The organism is candidate division Zixibacteria bacterium HGW-Zixibacteria-1, from assembly GCA_002838945.1.
Taxonomy (GTDB): domain Bacteria; phylum Zixibacteria; class MSB-5A5; order GN15; family PGXB01; genus PGXB01.
The window spans coordinates 48465-67656 of record PGXB01000012.1; the positions used below are offsets into that span (position 1 = coordinate 48465).

The 19192-nt window shown below is 48.9% G+C and carries 5 protein-coding genes and 1 tRNA gene; 2 read left to right on the forward strand and 4 right to left on the reverse strand.

Features of this window, described 5'->3' with window-relative positions; all coding sequences use genetic code 11:
- Positions 1-6: 6 nt before the first annotated feature.
- The 3 genes from CVT49_06720 to CVT49_06730 are packed head-to-tail and all read right to left on the reverse strand — an operon-like array spanning position 7 to position 4571.
- Positions 7-1707 carry a hypothetical protein gene (locus CVT49_06720; GenBank protein PKK83825.1) on the reverse strand — a complete coding sequence of 567 codons (1701 nt, stop codon included), beginning with the start codon at positions 1705-1707 and terminating at the stop codon, positions 7-9.
- Positions 1704-3311 carry a hypothetical protein gene (locus tag CVT49_06725; protein PKK83826.1) on the reverse strand — a complete coding sequence of 536 codons (1608 nt, stop codon included), beginning with the start codon at positions 3309-3311 and terminating at the stop codon, positions 1704-1706. Before CVT49_06725 ends, CVT49_06720 begins: the two co-directional genes overlap by 4 nt.
- Positions 3312-3353: 42 nt before the next feature.
- A complete protein-coding gene (locus CVT49_06730; GenBank protein PKK83827.1) occupies positions 3354-4571 on the reverse strand; it encodes a tyrosine--tRNA ligase in 1218 nt (405 codons plus the stop codon).
- 223 nt (positions 4572-4794) lie between these two features.
- Between CVT49_06730 and CVT49_06735 the strand changes: the two genes are divergently transcribed.
- Together CVT49_06735 and CVT49_06740 are read left to right on the forward strand one after the other, a co-directional pair.
- Positions 4795-6957: a hypothetical protein gene (locus CVT49_06735; protein ID PKK83828.1), complete on the forward strand. Its 2163-nt coding sequence runs from the start codon at positions 4795-4797 to the stop codon at positions 6955-6957.
- A gap of 75 nt (positions 6958-7032) precedes the next feature.
- A tRNA-Leu gene (locus CVT49_06740) sits at positions 7033-7116 on the forward strand.
- 123 nt (positions 7117-7239) lie between these two features.
- Here the strand turns inward: CVT49_06740 and CVT49_06745 are convergent.
- Positions 7240-18447, reverse strand: coding sequence for a hypothetical protein (locus tag CVT49_06745; GenBank protein ID PKK83829.1), 11208 nt, complete (start codon positions 18445-18447; stop codon positions 7240-7242).
- Positions 18448-19192 lie beyond the last annotated feature (745 nt).

The following is a 19192-nucleotide window of genomic DNA, read 5'->3' on the forward strand; positions in this document are numbered from 1 at the left end:
GGCGGTTCAGTCTATTTTGAAATTAATGCCGGAAGTCTCGAACCGGGCACGGACGCGGACCGTATCGGGATAGAGAGCCGATGTTTCGGCCGGCTCAAACGGATAAAGTTTTCCATAATCCTGAATTTTGTTCTCATTGCGATCAAGAAAGGCTTTGAGCAGATATTTGCCGGGCGGAAGCTCGACATTGAAAGTTTTGTCAGGAAGGGGTTGCGACAGTATTTCCAAACCCTTTTCCGTCATAAAAGTAATATGGACGATCCCGGATGAATCGATGTCGGGGCCGATGGTTATGGCCCCGGAGGCCGAACCGAGCGAATCTTTGTCATAGGTCGTGAATTTATAATTCATAATGGAGTCACCCATCCTGTTGCCGGATAAGTCATAAAAAAGCGATTCGGCAACCATGATGTCATAAACTTTACCCCAGTCGATTCCGGAGGCATAAAGCTCGAGTGTAAAATAATCCGGCCAGATGAATTTGGTACCGACACGATTGCTGTCGGCATCCATAATCATGATCGCATTTTCGGAAATTTTATTTATGTCGATAGGTTCGGAAAACCATATTTTTATCAGGCTGTCCGACGGATAAAATATTTTCCTGGTATGCGTGATTTCCTCGATGGCCGGAGGCGTCTTATCGGCCTCATATGCGATGGTCAGTTCGCCGCTCGTGATGAAGGGCATGGAATCAGACGCCTGGCCAAACAGGGAAGCATCCATCACCAGTGAATATTTGCCTTCCGGAAGCGAGTCAAAGAAGAAATCATATATCTGTTCCGAAGTCCCCGGCCTCTCCTTGAGCGCGTCAGGAATAATTATGGAATCGATCACACCTATAGGCTCGAGATATATCTTGTTCAGATTATCTCTTACAATATTGCTTTCGACTTTCCTTGATAAGCGCACTTTAACCAGCCGGTCGCCGGTCAGGCCGGCCGAAATTATCGAAACCGTCGAGGTATCTTCCTGAATGATATTGAAATCAATGGTCGGCGCCGTCGTGCCGGAAATTCGGCAGACTCTGTCAGGCAATCCAAACGGTTCGGCGGGGTAGTCAAAAAGATGATTTTTGTTTTTATCCATAAAGGCCATGACAAAATACTGCCCGTCGGGAAGAAACTCAAGCGCGTACTCCCCTGTTTTTCCGGATTGCGTGATATAGGGAGGGTACAGAGAATCAAAGCTGGTGGAAGTATCCGGTTCGGTCATATCGAACAGCGCCGCCATCGCCCCTGCAGCCGGTTTGCCGCCGGCCCGGACTGTTCCGGATACTTTTCCCTGGCTGATTTGAGCGCCGGTACTGAAAGCAAAGCTAAAGGAATTTTCCATTTTATTACGGCGCAAATCGGCGATATCGGACCCGGCATTGACGACATACGTGGTACTATCGGCAAAGGAATCGGGCAGAATAATATTCAGGGTGCTTTTGTTCCACTTGTACTTTACTTCGCCCGGCATACGCGGCGAAATAATTATAGCATTTTCGACCGATTTCTTATCGATGGATTCGGAGAACTCGAGTGAAATATTATTATCGCGGGCAACGGTGACGGCATTGCCGGCCGGCAAAGTGCCGGCCACGGACGGGGCAGTCTTATCTTCGGGGCCGCCCGGCGGCGCGGCCACCTTGGCGCACGCAAACAACATTACAAATGAAATCAGACCGATCAATTCAAATGCGGTCCATCGCCTGTCGCTCATTTTCTGAGCTTCTCCACCAAAGATTCATTGTCCGGATTAAGCTCCAGTGCTTTTTTCCAGTAAATGTGGGCATTTTCCATATCGCCCAGGGCCGCGTAGGCATCGCCGAGATGCTCGGTGACAACCGGATCATTCGCTTCCAGTTGATATGCCCGCAGCAATGTATTAAGAGCTTTTTTGTATTCGCCCATTTTGTACAGCACCCAGCCATAGCTGTCGATAAAGGCGCCGTTGTCCGGCGAAATTTCCAGGGCGCGTTCAATCAGACCGCGGGCGTACTTCAGCCTGACACCTTTCTCGGCAAGCATAAAGCCCAGATAATTCAGGGCCTGACTATGGTTGGGAATAAGATCGATTATTTTCTCGAAGGTCGTCACCGCCTCGTCAAAGCGGCCGTTTTGCTCAAGAGTAGCACCCAGATTGAACATTATTCGCACGGAATCATCGACATTGGTGACATACTTGAGACCGGTATTATATGCGGCCACTTCGAGCTCGACCGAATCTTCAAGCCGATAGACATAACCCAGATTCAGCCACCCGTCCACCACCGAATCGGCCATCACCGTCAGTTGCATGAAATGAGACTTGGCCTGCTCGAGATCACGATAGAACAGCGCGATTCTCCCGGCATAATAATGATTGACCAAATTATTATCACCGCGCTCGATAAGGGCGGTGAATATCGAATCGGAGGTTTGCAGGCTGTCGACATCGAAATACATCATGGCCAACCGCCGCGCAATAAAATCATCATTGGGCATCACCGAGAGGATCCGGCGCGCCGTTTCGATCGCTTTAAAATATTCATCGCCGGCGACGTACATATCAAGCAGGCGGCCTTGAAGGCGCATATCTTCAGGCGCCAATGTTATGACGGATTCCAGGATCTCTTTGGCCGCCGGCATATCTCCCCTGTTTTCATAAATCGCCGACAGACCCAGATATGATTGCAAATTTTCTTTTGAGGCGTCAAGACTCAGGGAATATTTATAATTCTCTTCGGCCTTATCGATATCGCCTTTCTGAATGTACATATTGCCCAATTGTTGAAAAACCAGAGGGGTCGGATTAATCCGGGCGATATTTTCAAAGCCCCAGATGGTGGAATCGATGTTGCCGGCCTCACGATAGTAATTGGAGATTTGATAATAAGCCTGGGCATTGCCGGAATCGAGTTCAACCACTTTATAATAGGCGACCATGGCGGAATCGCGATTCCCCAGTGCCCGGTGACAATTGGCCAGTAAATACCAGGCGCGCAAATCGCGATACTTCAGTTTCTTCGCTTCAAAGAGGGCATTTTCGAAGTCGCGCAGATTGAAATAGGAATTGGCATAGGCATAACGTATCTCATCAGAGCCGGGATAATATTTTAGTGCCTTGGCGTATTGCTCGTTGGCCAGATAAAATTCCCCCATCATATCAAGAATCGAACCGGTGGAATAGTAATCATAGGCCCGCAGGTTGATCGTTTCCTTGGGCGGACCGGCAGCAGGCTTGATCGGCCGTTCCATGATACCGGGAACGGACTTGGCTCCGCCGCACCCCAGCGCGCCAATCAATAAGAATGCGATTATTGGAATGGAAATCAATATTCTCATATTATTTATAATCTTCCGGCAGGCGGTTTGGTTCCAGATAATTCATCCGACACGCAATTTAATGAAGCGTCGCTTGCCCGCCTTAATCAGCATACCGTCCTGAGGCGTAATTTCCAGATTGTCATCGGTTATTTTTTCGTTATTGAGGCTGACGCCTCCGCCTTTGATAAGCCGGCGCGCTTCGCCGTTCGAAGCGGCCATTCCGGCATCGGTCAAAATTTTGACTATCCAGATTTTGGGACCCAGCCCGCTGCAGTCAAACTCCGGGACCTCATCGGGAAGCTGTTTGTGGCGAAACATGCGGATGAATTCATCGCGCGCGGCAACCGCGTCATTGTGCGAATGGTACATCTCCACGATAGTTTCGCCCAGTTTCATTTTTATATCACGAGGATTGACCGATTCATCCCTGAGACTGTTCCTTATCTGCTCCAGTTCCTCGGCCGAAACATCGGTAACAAGTTCAAAGTATGAATAAATCAGATTATCGGGAATCGACATTACCTTACCGAATATTTCATTGGGCGGTTCATCAATTCCGATATAGTTGCCCAGCGATTTGGACATTCGATTATGACCATCCACTCCGACCAGAACCGGCATGGTCAGGATTAATTGCGGCTCCAGGCCATAATCCTGCTGAATTTCCCGTCCGGTCAAAAGATTGAATTTCTGTTCGGTGGCGCCGATTTCGACATCGGCCTTAATAGCCACCGAGTCATAAGCCTGCATCAGCGGGTAAAACAACTCATGTATCGAGATCGGATTATTGGCCTTGAAACGTTTATCGAAATCATCCCGTTCGAGGATTCGGGCGACGGTAAAGCGGGAAGCCAGTCCCAATATTTCCTGGAAACTCATCTTCTTGAACCATTCACCGTTGAAGTGAATTTCGGTTTTTGATTTATCCAGAATTTTGAAAAATTGCTTCTGATATGTCTCGGCGTTGGCCATGATTTGTTCATAACTCAACTGCGGCCGGGTGGCGGAGCGGCCCGACGGATCCCCGACAAGCCCGGTATAATCACCGATGATCAGCACAATCTTATGGCCCAGCTGCTGAAACTGCTTCAGTTTTCGAATACCGACGGTATGACCGAGATGGATATCGGGGGCGGTGGGATCGAATCCCTGTTTGACCCGAAGCGGTTTGTTATCGTCGATTGATTTTTTAAGGCGGGTTTTAAACTCATCACCGGGGAGTATTTCGACGGCACCTCTGGAAATTATTTCAAATTGTCGATCAAATTCAGTTTGCATAAAATATTCTTTTTCCCAATATTATCGGTTTTGTTTCCACATAGTTAAGGCATTTGTTTTCAGCCTCTTACGACAATAATTAAAACCCTGTCAAAAGGCAAGGTTTAATATTTATGATGCAAATAATTGCTTTCAATGTATAAGCTTATACGAAAAACGGTTGAAAATGGACCGGCTTCTTTTTACTTGACTTGAATGGTCAAAAAGCCGATTTATAAGGGTTATGGAAAATACGAACAAAAAACAGAGCACCATGATGGGCAGAACCAAAAGGTCACTTTTGATTCTGGGGGGGCTGCTTTTTGTGCTGTTTGTCATTATTATTTTCAGGACCTATCAAATCTACCAAAAGGATCTACCATCATTTGAGATGCTTCATAATATCGAACCGGCTTTGAAAACCAAAGTCTATGCCGCCGATGGCACTTTACTCCAGGAATATTTTAATGAAAATCGAGTTTTGACTACATATAATCAGATTCCACCCCAGATGATCGAAATGCTTATGGCGGTGGAGGATCGAAGGTTCATGAGCCACTGGGGTATGCACCCTAAGCGCATTATCAAGGCGCTCGTCGTGGACATTATCAAATGGGATATCGCCGAGGGCGCCTCGACAATAACCCAGCAACTGGCCCGGATGTTGTTTCTGAACCGCCGGGAGACGATAGAAAGAAAAATAAAAGAGGCCCTGACGGCAGTAAAATTGGAGAGAACATATTCCAAGCAGGAAATTCTCCAGATGTACCTGAACCAGTATTATTTCGGGCGGCGGGCGTATGGAATTGCGGCCGCGGCCAGAACATATTTCAATAAAAGTGTCGGTGAGTTGACGGTAACCGATTGCGCCCTTCTGGTCGGCCTGCTAAAAGCTCCGGGACGATATTCCGTTAAAATATTCGAGGATCCTGAGTTTGCCACCAGAATCCGCAACCAGTCCCTGTATCTGTATTATGACTGTGGTAAGATGACCCGCGAAGAGTATGATTCGTTGAAAAGCCTTCCTATGGAGCTTAACCCTCCCGTGGAAGAATCGGGCCGGGCGCCTTATTTCACAGAGGAAATCAGGAAATATTTGCTGGACAAATACGGCGAACGTGCCCTCTATTCGGGAGGATTGACAGTAATAACCACTCTCGACTGGGAACTGCAGCAGGTTACGGATGAAGCCGTCAGGGAGCGGGCTGACTCGATCCAGTCGCGAATCGAGAGGACTTATAGTCTCACCAATCCTACTTATGCCTATGCCCTTCCGGATACATTGGACAGCCTGGGCGATTCGGTTCGGGTGTACAAGCAAATTCAGGCGGCGGCGGTTTCTATCGAAAATGACAATGGAAATGTTTTGGCCATGGTGGGGGGCAGATCATTTGAAACCACGAAATTCAACCGGGCGGTTCAATCGGAACTCCAGCCCGGCTCGGCCTTCAAGCCATTTGTATATACGGCGGCGATGGATAATGGATACCATCCCAGTGATATTTTCTATGACAACTCCATAAAACTGGAGATACCGGGCACCCACGAATGGCGACCACACAATTTTGATGATAAATTTATGGGTGAGATGACACTTCGGGACGGTTTAAGACTGTCGCGCAATCTGGTGGCAATAAAGCTCCTTTTGAAAATCAAACCGGAGCAGGCGATATTTTATGCCCACAAAATGGGCATCACTTCGAATCTTAAGCCGGTAGCGTCACTGGCCATGGGAACCGAAGGAGTTCGTTTGATCGAACTTGTTTCGGCCTATACCGTATTTCCCAACAGTGGCATTAAGGTGCCTTATAAAATGATTCAGAAGATTATTGACCGCTACGGCAATGTCATCGAGGATAATACGGTCGTGCAAAAGGAGGAGGTCCTTTCGGCGCGGACGGCCTATATAATGGTCAACATGATGCAGTCGGTGATGGAACCGGGCGGCACCGGCCAGGCGACCAGGTGGCGCGGCTTTACGCGTCCCGCCGGCGGCAAGACCGGAACATCCGACAACTTTGCCGATAACTGGTTTGTCGGGTACACGCCGCAGATCACATCGGGCGTCTGGGTCGGTTTTGATGAGAAGATATCAATCGGCAAGAACCAGACCGGATCGACCAATGCTCTGCCGGTCTGGACCAAGATGATGATTGCCGCCCATAATAATTTGCCGATTATGGACTTTCAGATTCCGGATGGAATAGAATTTGTGGATATCTGCCTGGAATCGGGTAAACTTGCCAACGATTGCTGTAATAATATCAGGAATGAAGTTTACCAGGTCGAAAATGTGCCGCAGGAACTCTGCCCGCTTCATCCCTGTTCCGGTCTGCGCCTGTCCCCCGGGTCCAAAAAGGATAATTATATCGATCCGGGCGACACCACCGATGTTTATCATTTCTAGGGCCACACCTTCCGTGATTTCAGTTCAAAATTATTCTTGACAGTCAAGGCGTGATGGCTATATTTGGTCGTTGATGCCGGAGTGGTGAAACTGGTAGACGCAGGGGACTCAAAATCCCCCGGTGGTAACACTGTGTCGGTTCAAGTCCGACCTCCGGCATTTTAATGCATTGCGCCACAGATAGATAGCCGAGACATTGCGATTAGCTTGCCCATATCCATTAGATAAGACAAAAAAGGGACAGACAACACTGCCTGTCCCTCTTCTCATTAAGCGGAACCTCTACTTCAATATCATCATCTTCTTTGTTTTGATAGAATCTCCTGCTTGCATGCGATAGAAATAAATACCAGTAGAGACCTGCTTGCCATCGGAATCAGTGCCATCCCATTCGATTCGATAATAGCCGGCAGACGATGGCTCATCGATCAGCTTTTTAACCTTCTGGCCAAGGATATTGAATACCTCTATCTTAACATGTGACTGCTCCGGTAGACTGTACTCAATTACAGTTATCGGATTAAATGGATTAGGATAATTCTGTGACAGCCTAAATGTTTCAGGCAAAATATCCTTAATCTCATAGGCTATTTTATCGGCATTGAGAACCAGAGGACTTCGCACGGTAGCCAGGGCCGCATCAGCCTCATACGAGACTTTTTCCGCGATATCATAAACAGCGCCGGCGTCAGGTACGAAAGCCTGAAAGTCCACTGTTTCACCGGCAACATTGTTACTATGGATCATGATGAAAGCCAAGTAACGATCAAGACCTGCGAGGTACACCGGCCGGGTCATTCCACGGCATTGACCATCGACAAAGGCCCCTATTAAGGTATTCGCATCCCGACATTCAGCATCCACAACATTCAATATGGCAGTCAACGTCATATTATATTGATAGTCGCTGCGGTCAATGGACCAGCCCGGCAAGGCCTCCTCCGATATCATGACTCCGTTCGCATTTTGCTCGGAATTCGCGGCCAATAATGGAGCCGGAGTGCCGCCGAAGCCGGGGTATATGAATCCGTCCTTTAACCTGCTGCCGTTAGCGAGGTATAGTTTGTATCCTCTATCAGGTTCCATAAAATCGAGATCACCGTACCAGGAGATTGTGTTACCGGATTTGAAACATTGAGAGAAGGCTGTTTGGCTTTTGACCATATCTCCGTTGGCCGCGATGGAATTCAAACCCTGTAAAGCAGTAGCAATGCTTAAGACCGTGTCGGGGAGATAACTCACCCAGTTCCAACCATCGGCTACAGGAATCGGAGTGGTCAGAGGATCGACAATCGAACCTTCCTGGAAAATAGTTCCCGGCTCAGACAACTTGGCCATATATCCTGAGACATTATCGAGCAACTGCAGAGTTCCGACCCAGCCCATATCAGGATCGAACTCGGCAAAAGCGGTTTGTGATTTGATAATATCTCCGGTGGCCGGTGTCAGATATGACAGGACGCCATTGACACTCATATCAATGGCCTGCACATGGGTCGAGAACCAGTTCCATCCACGGGTCAGCGGGATCACCTGCACCGTATCGGGCAGGACATCGGTAGCCGAAAGCGTCACAGGGTAACCCGGACTGCCGACGCGGCCGTCGGTTACGAAGGCAAAGCGCTCGAGGGTGCTATTGAACAACTTGCAATTGTCGTCATCCCAGACCTGAAAACGCATCGTCTCGCCGCTGGAGCGATTACTGTATACAGTCAGGAAAGCCATGTACGATCCCATGATCTGCTCAAGATTGGCCACACCGCGAAGCTGATTACCCACGAAGGCCGCTATCCTGTCTTCGGGATCAGCAGAGAGCGTGCCATCAATATCGACCTGAGCGACGATGGTCATCGTATGCTCGTACATGCGCCGATCAAAGGCCCAGACCGGCTCATGACAAGACACTGTCAGAAGGATGTTGAGATAGGTAATGCCCGTAGCGCATGAAGCCGTGACTTCATGCTCGTAGCTTCCAAGACCAATGTCTTCCTGGATGGTGAAGCTGATTGTCTGCTTTCCACCGGGCGGAAGCATATCCGATGCATATACAATTTCCGTTATCCACGACGGCAGGTTCGTGATTTCGAAAACCACGGCCGAGTCGCCGCCATTCACCAGCCCGGCGGTGATAATTCCGGGATCGCGAAACGCGACATCACAGATAAGATATTCCTGCCGCCATGTGAAGACGCTTTGTTTTACAAGAAACGCCCATGTTTCGGCTGCTTCCATCGGGTTGTTCGCTTTATCGCGAACACCTCTGACAGTCGCCTCGAGCACCCGGTCCTCAAGATCGGCCGCAGTAACACTATCAGGGTCGGGTGTGATGATTATACTTTTTCCGCTGCAGACAATATCAACGGGGATAGTACCGCCGGTATTCGGCCCGTCAAGGTACACAAGAGTTATACTATCGGTCAGAACCGAGCGGCAGTCAATCGGTTCGTTGAAAGTGATACCTATATCTTCGCCGAGCGAGAGTATGTTGTCGGCCGGTTGAGGTTTGCCGAACACCAACGGCGCGTGGCGGTCAATGGTGCCGGTCGAAATACTCGAGAACCCCCGGCCGCCGTTGTTATCACCGTTACAATCGGTGAAAGCGCGCAGTTCGTAAACACCGTCGGCCAGCGTGTCATCAGGGAACCAGTCAATGTCCGTCTGTACTCCTCCGAGGGAATCGGCCCAGACATCGACCCATTCCGACGGGCCTTCCGGCCCGGTTCCCAGACGGCGGTACTGGACACCGACATAATGAACGGCCACGGAATCGCTGATTTCGAGCTCGTAGTTGGTCAACCACATTTTAAGCGATTTGGCGGAATCCTCGTTGGCTTTGTTGAACACCCAGCCGGGTTCCGGGCGCATCAGCCTGATGTCACTGCAGGGAGCATAGAAAGAAACATCGAAATACAGGGTATCGGCATGATTCAGCGGTCCCCCCGTTCTACGCTGCCAGATATCCCATTCGCATTGCGGATAAACCATGACCGCCAGGCTGTCATAGTAATACCGTGTCGGGCCACGCCCGACCGTCATCGTGATCTGCTGCGAATTATTCGACGGATCGCCATTAACATAGTAAGTTAATCCCTCGTAAAGCCAGACACCGTTGGCGCTGATGACTGCACCGCCCGGATTCGACGTGGAGACTTCACGCAGGACATAAATCCGGGTATCCTCGGTCGGGCTCAGGTTGGCCAGAGTCAGGTTGATAACGGCAACCTCGTCCGGCTGAATATTCTTGAGATCTTCTTCCGGCGTGTCCATGTAAAGCTGTGGTTTATCGCGGTACATCATCCTCGGTTCGCCGGTTTCAAGATCGGGCCACGGCTCCCAGGGGCAGGAGCTGACTCCGGCCAGAACATCAAAGACCGGCCCGGCGTAATTTGCATCCGCCTTGATATCCACCGTGTAATGATCACCGATATTGTTATCGCCGAGTACGTACCCCACCGCCTGCGAGGTAGATGCCACAGTCTCGTCATAATCTGTTACGTACTCATAATTCACGTGCACGGGGAAACTGCAAGCTATCCCACCATGACTTGTCTTAATCCCAAATCCAAGAAAATCAGTTTTGGCGTCAAAAGTAAATGTTTGTATCCGGGTGTAAGATTTAGTGGTCATAGAATCAAGATAGTAAGAATAATCTGCCCCAGCGCTGAATGAGCGGTTTTCAAGATATTTGGCATTAATTTTAAGGGAATCATTTTCAGCTAATATATCTTGCCAAAAATCTCGATCTATCACAAAAATCCAACTGGAGTCTGAATGAAGAGTCTCCCCATCGGGACCCACAAGTGGATCAGGAGGATAAAGCGAATCAAAATAATCGATTTTGGTGCTGAAATTGGGAATAAGAACATCTTCAATATATTGATGCGTGTAAGAGTAAATTGTCTCAATTGATTCCGGCTCAAAGCCGAATGCAGTTCTTCGATTGACTAAACAATTTTCATAATCGACTTCGACAACGCCCACGCTGGAAAAAATATAATTAGACCCCATCCCGATAAAGACATCGCCGCCTTCACCAACAAAGAGTTCATCGGCACTGGTAGAAAATCTTTTTCTCATAGTAGTCGTCAGATCGGTCCTGTTTTCCGTATTCGTCATACCGCCGAGCATAAATTCTGTAGTAGTCTGTGATGTAAAGTCATAATCTTCAATTAATCCGGCTCCAAAACCAACAAAAGTTTTTATTCGGACTCCAGTATAGGTCTCTATTTTCAAGCCTGTTTCACCACTTATTTCATCCATGTTATATTGGATATTCCTTCGTATTGTGCTATTGCTATCAAGAAAGGAATATGAATAATCGCCGGGCGGGTCGCGAAGAATATATATCGGCATTTGAGCGGTGCCGGTAATGAAATCGGCGCCCTCCGGCGCCACGTGACCGGTCACCAGGACCCACTCGGTCGCCGTTATCGGCTGTCGGCCCGGGACATAGACCGTGGCACGGAGCGCTTTCTGGAAAGAGCGGTCATTGCCCTGCTGGTCAACCCGCCCGACCACAAGGCTCGGGGTGCAGGCGAAGGTGGTGTAAGTCGCTTCACCGTTGACAACTTCAAGCTCTATGAGGCTGTCCTCGATATCAAAAATCTCGTCGTAGATTCTGATGGTGCCGCTGTCCAGCGGGCAGTAACTGGGATTGCCCATGACATCGTTTCCATAAAATTCATTGACCTCGATCGTGAGATCGATCACTGTCAACTGTGGGATCACCGGCAGGGCTTCCGGGAGGATTCTGCCTTCGAAAGCGAGCTGGCAATCCGATTCCCAGCTCTCCAGGCCCTTGATGGTCACCTGGAGCGGCGCCCGGTAAACGAAGTTCAGTGATTCATCGACATCAGCCAGGTTGATTTCGCGGGTTCCCAGAGCGGTGAAGAAATTAACGACATCGGAACCTATCAAACCTGCGGGAATCGTGCTTTCATCCACATTTGCCCTGACCATGTATTTCTGCGGTGGGAGAATGATGCTGTATGCGGAATCCGTGGTCAGCGTGGTATCCAGGCAGTTGTTTTCACTGCGGATACGAATGGTTACGACGCCGACATACCGGCCGCATCCGCCGCCCACATTGCCGGCAAGAGTGCGCGTGGTTAAATCGGTAAAGTTGATACCGGAGGTATTATCCTCAAACAGCTGCGTGATGGAGACAGGGGCAATGGTATGCTTATCAATAAACGGTTCGATCTTATGCACATCATTATTCACCGACACCGAGAACTTGCCATTCTTGTCTGTCGCGCCCCTGAACTCACCATCGACGCGAATCTCGGCATTGGGTACCGGGCAACCCGTTCCGGCAAATTTGATTGTGCCCGAAACGGTGAAGGCGGTGGTCTCGATGAAGTTGAGCTGGTTTTCGACCGGATGTTCACCGCTTAACGTAATTTTCTTGAACGCCGGCGTGAACTGCCGTTGTCCCAGAAACGGCCGGACTTCGAACGAAGTTTCATCGGTGCTATTACTGGCGTAGCGTATCTTTTCGACGACGTAATTGCCTTCCATATCAGTCGGCGTGCTTATAATCAGAGGAGGTGTGTCTTCGGTCCAGTAAACGCCGTTCTCGATAACTCCATAGAGGTTTCCCCCGGATTCATCGGAAATTACGGTCCCGCCGCCCTCATCCAGCGGCCAGTAGCCGATCAACCCAGGTTCGTCGCCGGTCAGCAGGCGGTGCATCGTTGCCTTTATCTGCGATTCAGTGCGGGCACAATTCCAGATACGGATTTCATCGAGTTGACCCTTGAATTGAGTGGAACCAAGCTTTATATCATATTCATTGGCGGTATTCCCCAATTCAGTGTAATTGGCGCTCGCCGCGGGGAACGAGTCGATATACAGCCTGATTTCGTCATTGTCGGCATCATGAACGCAGGCAAAGTGATGCCATTTATCATCATTCAGGTCACTCTGCTCACTGGTGACAGTGATAATATTTCCATCACCAATATCAAATCTAAGCCGACCCAGGGCCTGTCTTAATCGGAAAGGAAACTGCTGGGTAGTTCCTTTGGTCAATATCCACCTGTAGTCATTTTCCGAATACCTGATCCATCCTTCAATCGTATAACTGGTCGTGCCGCCGAACTTCAGGGTTCCATCGTGATCGGGAATACGGACATGCCCGGCCACCCCGTCAAAAAGGAGAGAGCGGTTCGGCTGGGGAGTGAGAGCGACCGAAACCTCCTCGACACCGGCTCCGGCCATGGTCGAAATATTGCCGGTAATATTACCGTTGGGCGGGCGGCATCCGAAATCGCAGAGTCGCTCAGTCGTATTGTTGGGAAGAATTGCTTCCACACAGTATTCATAGGCCCGACCAGGAAGAGCCCCAAAGTCCTCCCAGACCACGATATCCGCAGCAACTTCACCTTGATATTCGCCATCACGGTAGATCATGAATTTTGTTTCGTTTGACCACAGATCATGCCATGTTACCCGGACCCGGCTGTTGGGGGTACCGTCGGTGGCATTGACCGTTGACGACAATATATAGACTGCGCCGGCGGTAGTAATACTATCAGCGTGGTAATCATCATATGGAGCTCCAATAATGGCCGCGTCACCGCTGATTCCGACAGAAGAGCCAAAGCGACCCCCATAATCAAGATTAACCGTTCGGAGCCAATTCCAGGCATAGGCATTTGCACGGTCATAAATAAAGGCCGAGCCTTTTTCACCATTAAAATATGGTCTGCCAACAATGATTTTGTCCCCGCTGATTCCGACAGAAGAGCCATGCTGTGAACCTGACCACCCGCTTAGTCGTGTCACCTCAGTCCACCCGGTATCACTGCGCTGATAAACATAGACCGTTCCCGCGTTTACTCCACTTGTATTGTCAGCATGGGGTGCGCCGACAACGGCTATATCACCGCTGATTGCCACGGAACTTCCCAGACGGTCATTTGCCTGGCCATCACTGGCCAGCAGTTTATTTATCTGTAACCACTTTCCGTTTGCGCCGCGTTCAAAAATGTAAGCCGAGCCCGACAGAGTACCCTTATCGTCATCATCGGGCGACCCGACAATGGCATAGTCGCCGCTTATGGCCACTCGATATCCGAAATAATCTTCTGGTGCGCCATCAGCAGCCAGAAGTTTATTTATCTGCGACCAATTGCCATTTGCGTCGCGTTCAAAAACGTAGGCCGCACCGGCATCAAGACCATTTTCATCATCAAAATTGGCCCCGACGATGGCATAATCGCCGCTTATGGCCACCGATTTTCCAAAATGACTACCACTATTGTCATCGGTGGGCAGCAGTTTATTTTTCTGTAACCACTTTCCGTCGGCGGCGCGTTCAAAAATGTAAGCCGAACCCAAATATAAAGCGTTAGCACCATGATTAAATGGCGACCCCACAATAGCATATTTGCCGCTAATTGAAACGGATAATCCAAAAACATCACCGCTTGCGATGTCACTGGCCATAAGCTTTTGCTTTTGAGTCCAACTTCCATCGGCTCCACGCTCCAAAATATAAGCTGAGCCGGTGGAATCAATATTCACCGGAGACCCGACAATGGCATAGTTGCCGCTAACGGCGACGGACGCGCCAAATTTATCTCCTGCTTCAGGGTCGGAGGCATAGAGTGTGATATCCAGATCGGTGGTGTCGCTCCTGCGGATATATTCCGGGTACTCACCCGCATCACACACAGATTCCGAGCTGCTGCCTATTTTCAGTACCTGTAATCCGGAAGCATAATCAGCCACGTAGGCATAATCACCGCTTGCGACGGTGCCGCGGGCTGATCCTGGCGTGTTATAACTTCCGGCCAACCGGGGATTTTCCGGATCACTTATGTCGATTACCTGAAGCCCGGAATTACCATCCGCCGCATAGGCATAATCACCAAATAAGGTAACGCCAAAAGCTTTTCCAGGTGTATCATAACTGCCTATACGGACCGGATTATTCGGGTCACTGATGTCAATTACCAGCAAACCTGAAATGTCGACAGCCAAACAGGCATAGTTGCCGGTAATGGCGATGTCACGGCAAGTGTCTGGTGTAATATAACTTCCTGCGAAGGTTGGGTTATTGGGATCACTGATATCAATAACTTGAAGACTGGTTTCATCTGCAATATACGCAAAGTCACCATTAATGGCGACCTGACGCGCTTGTCCGGGTGTGTCATAACGTGCCACCTCGCTTAGATTTGCCGTATCACTAACATTTATTACCCAAAGTCCGCCCCGATAATCAGCGACATAAGCAAAGTCGCCTTTCAAGGCTACCCCGAAGGCATGATTGGGTGTGGTGATGTGCCCTGCAAAGCCGGGGTTCGCCGGATTGCTGATATTAAAGATATTAAGGCCGTAGCCGTAGTTGGCCACGTAGGCATATTTGCCACGGATGGCAATGTCCATAGCCCTCGCTGAAAGCGAGTATGTTTTCACTAAATCGGGATTTTGCGGGTCAGAAATGTCCACCACAAAGAAGGCTCCATCATAAGCTGAGGCACCAAAATCCGTCACATAGGCATAGTCGCCTTTCACGGCGGCCGCTATGGCGGCATAACCATCCAAATCACAACTTCCCTCAAAGATGGGATCAGCCTGGCCGAAACCGCGCAGTGACCGGACGCAGTAATCGAATGGCGTCCTGACACCGGCAGGAATATCGGTGAAAGTATTGACATTGGACGGAGTCGTGCCGATAGGAACATTGTCTCGCAATATTTCGTAACCTGTTTCAATCTCAGATCGATCGACCCAGCTTAGAACGATTTTGTCCAGATATAAATCCGAGGCATTAACCGACACCGGCGCCATGAGAGTGGCAAATCCGGGATCAGAAGCGGGGTCGGATTCACCGTATGCGTCGAATGCACGAATACTGTATTCACTCTCTTGTCCAACCACCTCCACAAGGTCGGTGTATGACGTGAAATTATCCGGCGTGGTGCCGATCGAATCGCCGTCACGATAAATCATATAACCATCTTCAGCGGAAGAATTATCGGCCCAGGTCAGTTCAACCCGGTTTTCGAACCGGCCGTCCGACGCCAGCAGGCCGCTCGGCGCCAGAAGCACCCGCCGGCCATCGTCGCTTGCCCAATCCGATTCCCCATAGGCTTCGCCCAGGTTGTCAAAGGCGGCCACGCTGTAATTGTAGGTCACCCCGGATTCGGCGGTGATGTCGGTAATGGAGGTACTGTTGGGCGACGTGGTCCCGATCTCCTGACCGTCGCGTTTGACAACATAGCCGTGCTCGATCGATGAGTTGTCGGCCCAGGTAATAATTATTTTATTCTCATATTCTTCATCAGTTGCAGCGACCGTCGTGGGGGCCAGAAGTTCGCGGCTTCCCATATCGGGCTCACCGGTGGCCTCTACACCCAGCGCCGCCGCTGTTACCTTGTAACTATATTCTTCTCCGGCGGTGCCGCCATAATCGCTGTAAGAGCGGCTGTCTTTACTGACGGATTTGATAAAAGTATCACCGCGGAATATTTTAAACAGCAGGGCAGTCGTTGAGTTACTTTTCCAGGTTATATCCACCCGGTTTTCAAAGGTCCCGTCAGTGGCCTCCACCTCGTAAGGTGCCAGTACATAACTTTGAAAACCATTGTCACAAATCGAAGCAGACTGTCCCCCGTCATTGCTAAACGCAATCACACAATAATTATGTAATATACCGGGAGAGGCCAGAAAATCTTTATAGATTCTGACATTGGCCTGCGTCGTAGCGATCGAATCACCGTCCCGATAAATCCAGAAACCGTCTTCAAGATTGGAAGGGTCATCCCAGGTAATCTCGATATGGTCGTCGAAGGTTGCGTCGCTGGCGTTGACCGAATCAGGAGCCGGCAGGATGCCGATACCTCCCATATCGCATACCGGTATGGACTCAATAGATCCCGTGCCCAATGTCACGACACAATATTCATATTCAATGCCCATTAACGCGGTCAAATCTGCATAAGATTTTTTGTTGGCCTCCGTCACGGCCAGCAATTCATCGTTTCTATAGATGGCGTAACCCGTTTCATTTTCCGCCTGATCAGTCCAGGTAACCAACACACTGTCCTGGTATTCGCCGTCCGAGGCGGATACGTCAAGCGGCGGAAGAATATTTCCACGGAAGCCGTTATCGCCTTTCGGTAAAGCCATATTATTATTCGCATCAAAAGCGATAACTTCATAGTAATAGGAAACCCCAGCCTCGGCGGTAGTGTCATAATATCGGGTGGAATTTGCGTCCAGGACAGCAATCTCCTCAGTATTGCGGTGAATGGAGAAACCGGCCTCGATAAACGACATATCGATCCAGGTGAGGCGGACGAATTGATCATATTGGCCATCTGAGGCCGCAACTGATATCGGTGGGAAAATGATTCGGCTGCCTTCGTCACAAGCCGGTTCGGACTCCTCCCCAATCATATCCGCAACGACTATACAATAATTGCAGGTTATGCCGGGCGTGCTTGTTCTGTCCGCATAAAGCGAATCCTCACTTGACATAATCGAAATTAAAGTGTCGTTGCGAAGAATCTTGTAAATGATGGCATCGAGATTGACCCTTGACCACATAACTTCGACACGATCCTCATAAGCCCCGTCAGTTGCCAACACCGAATCCGGCGGTAGAAGAGCCTCCGCGGAGGACTGGAGTTGCAACGATGAATTATCCTCTATCATGTCCATCGCGTTGATCAGGTCCGCGAGTGATTCCGTGTAAATAGGTGAATTCTCTAAATCCTGCGAAATTCCATCTATAATTAAGTCAGCAGCCGCCTGCTTTTCAGTCCAAATATCGAGAGACTGTCTATAGGCATAAACTTGATTTATGGCGGATTCCTGTAAATTAGTCGCAACTATTATATCTTGTCCGCCAATCCATATATCTGAGCCAAACCGGCACTCTAAAAGTGATTCGGCAGGCGTGAGTTTCTGCTGTAAAAGCCATTCATTATCAACGAGTTTAAAAATGTAAACTGCCCCCTTAAAAAGATTCTGCCAGGTAGTTCCAACAATGGCAATATTTCCATTAATCGAAACTGAACTGCCGAAATGATCAAAGCGCCCAAGATCCGGTGGGACGAGTTTATATGGCTCATCCCAACCATCCTCACCGCCCTTGAAAATATATGCGGCGCCCCGGAAGTCATCATGCCATTCAGCTCCAACGATAGCATAATCGCCATCAATCGCTACAGCGTAGTCGAGAGCATTGGCTGAGGATTTAGCCGGTTCGCCACGATTGCTCGATTCGAGGTTTTTCAGGCCGTCCACCGGACGACGTTGAAAGATAATTTCATGACTATCATCAATATTGTCCTGCCGGGGGCGGACAATTGTCAGGTCACCCTCAATGGTAATCCGATACTGGAGTTGTCCAGTAACATTACTTTCTATCGTGGATTGTGTTGGCACCGATGACGATTCGGCAATCCCGGGTACCGCCATGGTGAATATTGCAATGATAGAAAGCGTAATCCACATTGGATTAAGCTTCATGTCACTCTCCCCTGTATTAAGTTTTTAGACAAGACCGCAGATTTGATCATTTTTAACCGAGGTATCTATGAATTAATTTGACTATTGCCAGCGCTGAAACAAGAACAATTAAGAACGTGCGACACAGGTTTTATAGTGTGATCAACCCAAAATACAACATGTCGTTAATAATAAATATTTTTAATAATATAATTATATATTCTGGTACATATTATGGATTCGTTACAAATTTGTCAAGTTATATCTGATTGCTGTTATTAATTAGGACTATTATAGTCGCCATTTGTGACAATCCAGGGAATGTAAATTTCATTCCATCTTGCAGTATTCGGACATGATTCCTCCACTATACTTCCAGGTGAAATACCGGACACAAAGTGTATTTATTCAGAGTTGTATTTCGGCCCGACCTTATTCTCGTCAACTAATATAATCACGTATGGATTACGCAGACAGAGTAGCTCATCTCCTCCATTGACAGATTTTGAGGCGTCTCAAAAATTACCAGACTTTCGGTTCACGCCGGATCCATTAGATTTTGATCAAAGCGAACAGATTTCGTTCTGTAGTTCTTTCTATTCCAGCTATTTTTTTCCAAATAAGTGAGTATTTTGGTCTCTGCGTTATAGTGGTGGCAAATCCGATTATGTTTGAATCATTAATTCCAACCTGAACGCAAAATTTTGTCTGTCAGGTACCCGGTCCGACCTCCGGCATTTATAAAGCAACAACATTCCCATCGTTT

Coding starts and splice junctions, on each gene's coding strand:
- CVT49_06730 (PKK83827.1), bottom strand. CDS start 4,571: ATGCAAACTGAATTTGATCGACAATTTGAAATAATTTCCAGAGGTGCC.
- CVT49_06735 (PKK83828.1), top strand. CDS start 4,795: ATGGAAAATACGAACAAAAAACAGAGCACCATGATGGGCAGAACCAAA.
- CVT49_06720 (PKK83825.1), bottom strand. CDS start 1,707: ATGAGCGACAGGCGATGGACCGCATTTGAATTGATCGGTCTGATTTCA.
- CVT49_06745 (PKK83829.1), bottom strand. CDS start 18,447: ATGAAGCTTAATCCAATGTGGATTACGCTTTCTATCATTGCAATATTC.
- CVT49_06725 (PKK83826.1), bottom strand. CDS start 3,311: ATGAGAATATTGATTTCCATTCCAATAATCGCATTCTTATTGATTGGC.